At 72.5% G+C, this 4,260-nt stretch carries 6 protein-coding genes; 1 reads left to right on the top strand and 5 read right to left on the bottom strand.

Annotated features, from left to right (window positions below):
- Positions 1 to 87: 87 nt before the first annotated feature.
- The 5 genes from I5E_RS02385 to I5E_RS02405 form a co-directional block, all read right to left on the bottom strand.
- Positions 88 to 495, bottom strand: coding sequence for a GNAT family N-acetyltransferase (locus tag I5E_RS02385; RefSeq protein ID WP_022905581.1), 408 nt, complete (start codon positions 493 to 495; stop codon positions 88 to 90).
- 10 nt (positions 496 to 505) lie between these two features.
- Positions 506 to 1,189, bottom strand: a complete 684-nt coding sequence (locus I5E_RS02390; protein ID WP_022905582.1) for a uracil-DNA glycosylase — start codon at positions 1,187 to 1,189, stop codon at positions 506 to 508.
- Positions 1,190 to 1,243: 54 nt separating this feature from the next.
- Positions 1,244 to 1,963: a Type 1 glutamine amidotransferase-like domain-containing protein gene (locus tag I5E_RS02395; RefSeq protein WP_022905583.1), complete on the bottom strand. Its 720-nt coding sequence runs from the start codon at positions 1,961 to 1,963 to the stop codon at positions 1,244 to 1,246.
- Positions 1,960 to 2,493, bottom strand: coding sequence for a phosphoribosyltransferase (locus I5E_RS02400; protein ID WP_022905584.1), 534 nt, complete (start codon positions 2,491 to 2,493; stop codon positions 1,960 to 1,962). Before I5E_RS02400 ends, I5E_RS02395 begins: the two co-directional genes overlap by 4 nt.
- Positions 2,494 to 2,558: 65 nt before the next feature.
- Positions 2,559 to 3,335 carry an SDR family oxidoreductase gene (locus I5E_RS02405; protein ID WP_022905585.1) on the bottom strand — a complete coding sequence of 259 codons (777 nt, stop codon included), beginning with the start codon at positions 3,333 to 3,335 and terminating at the stop codon, positions 2,559 to 2,561.
- An 81-nt stretch (positions 3,336 to 3,416) separates the two neighbouring features.
- Here I5E_RS02405 and I5E_RS02410 point away from each other — a divergent pair.
- A partial coding sequence (locus I5E_RS02410) for an acyltransferase family protein (RefSeq protein WP_022905586.1) occupies positions 3,417 to 4,260 on the top strand: 844 nt, incomplete at its 3' end.

Below are 4,260 nucleotides of genomic sequence, written 5' to 3' on the forward strand. Positions count from 1 at the left end.
ATCTTCTGGCCGTCGGAACCGAGCACGATGCCGTGGCTGATGACGTTCTGGTACGCCGGCCGGTCGAACAGCGCGGTGGACAGCACGTCACTCGTCGATCAGCGCCTCCATGAGTGCCCGGCCGAGCCCCTTCCCGCCGGACGCGGCACCCAGGTAGATCGAGTCCTCGACGACCCGGTTCGAACGGTCGCGGGGGTTCCACGGGTCGACGAGCGCGTACCCGAGCACCTGCCCGGAGGGGTTCTCGGCGACGAGGAACGGCAGCCCGCGGCGGCGGATCTCGTCGTACCGGCGCTTCCACGCCGCGAACGTGAACGCCGTCGGGTCGAAGGTGACCGAGGAGTTCCGGACGTAGTGCGTGTGGATCTCGCGGACGTCGGGGAGGTCCGTCGGCTCGGCCGCACGGATCGTGTACGTGAACGCGGCCTCGGCCGGCACCGGGGCACGCAGGTGTCGCGGCAGGACCCGCCGTCGCTGGTATTCCTCCTCGAGCACGGGTCCGAGCCTATTCGGCGGGCAGGGTCCAGTCGACCGGTGCGGCGCCCTGCGCGACCAGGAGCTCGTTCACCTGCGAGAAGGGGCGACTGCCGAAGAAGCCCCGCGAGGCGCTGAGCGGGCTCGGGTGCGCCGACGCGACGACGGGGGTGTCGCCGAGGAGCGGTCGGACCGATGCGGCCTGCGCACCCCACAGCACCGCGACGAGGGGCGTCCCGCGGGCCACGAGGGCACGGACCGCCTGGTCGGTGACGGCCTCCCAGCCCTTGCCACGGTGGCTGCCCGCGGCGCCGGCCTCGACGGTCAGGACGCGGTTGAGCAGCAGGACGCCCTGCGCCGACCACGCGCGGAGGTCCCCGTGCGGCGGCGGCATCACACCGAGGTCGGCCTCGAGTTCGCGGTAGATGTTGGCCAGGCTGCGCGGGACCGGACGCACGTGCGGGTCGACCGCGAAGGACAGGCCGATCGGGTGCCCGGGCGTCGGGTACGGGTCCTGGCCGACGACGAGCACCCGCACGTCGTCGAACGGGTCGGCGAACGCGCGCAGGACGTGCTCGCCGGCGGGGAGGTACTGCCGGCCGGCGGCGGTCTCGGCGCGGAGCCAGTCGCCCATCCGGTGGACGTCGTCCTCGACGGGGGCGAGGGCCTCGGCCCAGCCGGGGTCGACGAGGTCGGCGAGCGGACGGGGCTGCACGGGGCTAGGCGCCCATCGTGGCGAAGCGACGGTCCGGGTTCGGGTTCGTCACGGCTAGGCGCCCATCGTGGCGACGGCGACCGATTCCTCGCCGGCGACGACGCGCCAGACGCTGCCCGTCCCGCGGACCTCGAGCGCCCCCTCGCCGACGACGAGCGTGGTGTCCTCGTCGATCGCCAGCCCGGCGGTGACGAACTCGGCCTCGGCGCTCGCGATGAGCCGGGCGAGCGTGCCGGCCTGGACGGCGTGCACATCGATGGTCAGGTCGACGAGTCCGAGGCCCTCGCGGAGCTCGACCTCGTCGAGTCCCTCCGACGCTTCCTCGGGGCAGACCTCGACCCCGCCGATGCGCCAGCCGCCCACGAGGGCGCGGTCGGCGGCGATCATCGCGCCGGCCGAGTAGCCGAGGTACGGCAGGCCGTCGGCGACGAGCAGGCGGATCTGGTCGACGAGCGGGGCGACGGCGTCGAGGTAGTCCGGCGTGACCCCGCCGCCGACCACCAGGGCGTCGACGTCGCTCAGGACGGTGGTGTCGAACACCTGGCCACCGGCGATCTCGGTCACGAGGACCTCGGCCGTGCGTGGGCCGCCGAGCACCTCGGCGATGTCGGCGGTCGAGGACGGGCTCGCACCCGACGTCGCGGCGACCGAGAGCAGGGCGATGCGCGGGACGGTGCGGCCGACGGCTGCGGACCGGGCCGTGGCCTCGGCGACGAACGGCGCGGCGGCGTCCGAGGCGGCGAAGGGTCCGCCGCCGACGAGGTGGATGCTCACGACTCGGCCGTCACCGGGGCGAGGGCGCTCCACGGGAAGGTGATCCAGCCGTCGACCCGACGCCACACGTGGTCCGGTTCGAGCACCGTGCCGGGCTTCGAGTACAGGCACGCGCTGCGGACGTCGGCCCCGGCGTTCCGGATGATGTCCACGACGAGGCGCAGGGTGCGGCCGGAGTCCGAGACGTCGTCGACGACGACGACGCGCTTGCCGGACAGGCTCGGGGCGTCGAGTGCGGGCGACAGGATCACCGGCTCCTCGAGGCGCTGCTCGACGTCGGTGTAGAACTCGACGTTGATCGAGCCGCACTCCTTGGTGCCCAGCGCGTAGGCGACCGCACCGGCGATGATGAGCCCACCGCGGGCGACCGCGACGACCACCTCGGGTTCGAAGCCGGAGGACAGGACGTCCTTGGCGAGCAGGCGTGCGGCGTCACCGAACTCGAGCCAGCCGAGCACCTCGGGCCCGCTCGTCGCGGTCACGGTCGAGGGAGCCTGGGCGGGTGACCCGGATTCGCTGCTGATCGGCATCCGACAACGGTACCGGCACGGACCCCGCGCCCGCGACCCGCGTGTGCTGCCCGGGCGCGTGCGGGTCAGGCCCGGGGCGTCAGCGTGCCGCGCGCGAGCTTGTGCTGGGCGGACTGGGCCACCGGCCGGACCGTCACGAGGTCGAGGTTCACGTGCGGGGGCAGTTCCACCGCGTGCACGATCGCCTCGGCGACGTCCTCGGCCACGAGCGGGTCCGGGACGTCCTCGTAGACGGCGGCGGCCTTCTCGGCGTCGCCGCGGAACCGGGTCAGCGCGAACTCGTCGGTCTTCACCAGCCCGGGCGCGATCTCGACCACCCGGATGGGCTCGCCGTTCAGCTCGAGCCGGAGCGCTGCCACGAGGGCGTGCTCGGCGAACTTCGCGGCGTTGTAGCCGCCGCCGTTCTCGTACGCCACGTGCCCGGCGGTGCTCGTCACCGTGACGATGTCGGCGCTCCCGGCGTCGACCGCGCGGCGACGGAGGTGCGGGAGCAGGGCCGAGACGACCCGCTTCGTCCCGAGGACGTTCACCTCGAACATCGCGCGCCAGTCGTCGACGTCGGACTCCTCGACCGATGCGGACCCGAGGGCGCCGCCGGCGTTGTTCACGAGCACGTCCGCTCCCCCGAGCTCCTCGACGCGCGCCGCGACTGCCTCGACGTCGGACGCGCTCGTGACGTCCGCGACGAGGACGTCGGCACCGGTCGACGCGGCGAGCGCCTCGAGCTTCTCGGCGCGCCGGGCGACGGCGAGGACGTCCCACCCGCGCGAGCGGAACAGCCGGACGGTCGCGGCTCCGATGCCCGAGCTCGCTCCGGTGACGACTGCGCGACGAGATGCCATGTGCTTCCTCCGTGGACGGGGTGGGGTGTCCCGTCAACCGTACCGATCCGAGGAGGTCACGATCCGGTAACGTGACCGGGCATGACGACGGAAGCCGCGCCTCCAGCGCCCTCGGCGCCCGCGACCGAGCTCGAGCCCGGCCGCGCGAAGCGTCGTATCCCGATGTGGGACACGGCGCGGTTCCTCGCGGTCACGCTCGTGGTGATCGGCCACGCGATCCAACGGCAGACGGCGGCGAGCGAGCACGCCCTCGCGCTGTACACCTTCATCTACGCGTTCCACATGCCGGCGTTCGGCGTCATCAGCGGGTACTTCTCCTCCGCGGACACCCCGACCGCGAAGCGCATGCGGCGCACGATCACGGACATCGTCGTGCCGTACATCATCATGCAGACGATCTGGACCGTGGTGCAGGCCCTGGTCGAGGGCGGCAAGAAGTTCAACCCGACCCAGCCGACCTGGACCCTCTGGTTCCTGCTCGCGCTCGGGATCTTCAAGCTGATCCTCCCGTACCTCGCGCAGCTGCGCTGGCCGCTGTTCTGGGCCGTCGTGTTCAGCATCGGCGTGGGCTACTTCGACAACGTCGACTCCACGCTGTCGCTGTCCCGGGCGATCAGCCTCCTGCCGTTCTTCCTGCTCGGCTGGCAGGTGAAGCAGTGGGGGCTCTTCGACCGCTGGTACGAGGCCCCGCGACGCACGGTGGTCCGGATCCGCATCGCGGCCGGGGCGGTGTTCGTCGCGTGGGCGGTGGCGTGTGCGATCTGGATCCCGCAGTTCAAGCAGTTCGACCTGCACCACTGGTTCTTCTACGACGACTCCTACTCGGGTCTCGGCGAGGACGCCTGGTGGGCCGGCGGGGTCCGGTTCGGCCTGATGCTGCTCGCGACCGTCCTCACCGCGTCGTTCCTGCTGCTCGTGCCCCGTC

It is taken from the genome of Curtobacterium sp. B18, assembly GCF_000333375.1.
In the GTDB taxonomy this organism is placed as follows: Bacteria; Actinomycetota; Actinomycetes; order Actinomycetales; family Microbacteriaceae; genus Curtobacterium.

What these genes read in the sequence shown, in the direction of transcription:
- I5E_RS02400 (WP_022905584.1), bottom strand. Translation starts at nt 2,493, where the DNA reads ATGCCGATCAGCAGCGAATCCGGGTCACCCGCCCAGGCTCCCTCGACC.
- I5E_RS02405 (WP_022905585.1), bottom strand. Translation starts at nt 3,335, where the DNA reads ATGGCATCTCGTCGCGCAGTCGTCACCGGAGCGAGCTCGGGCATCGGA.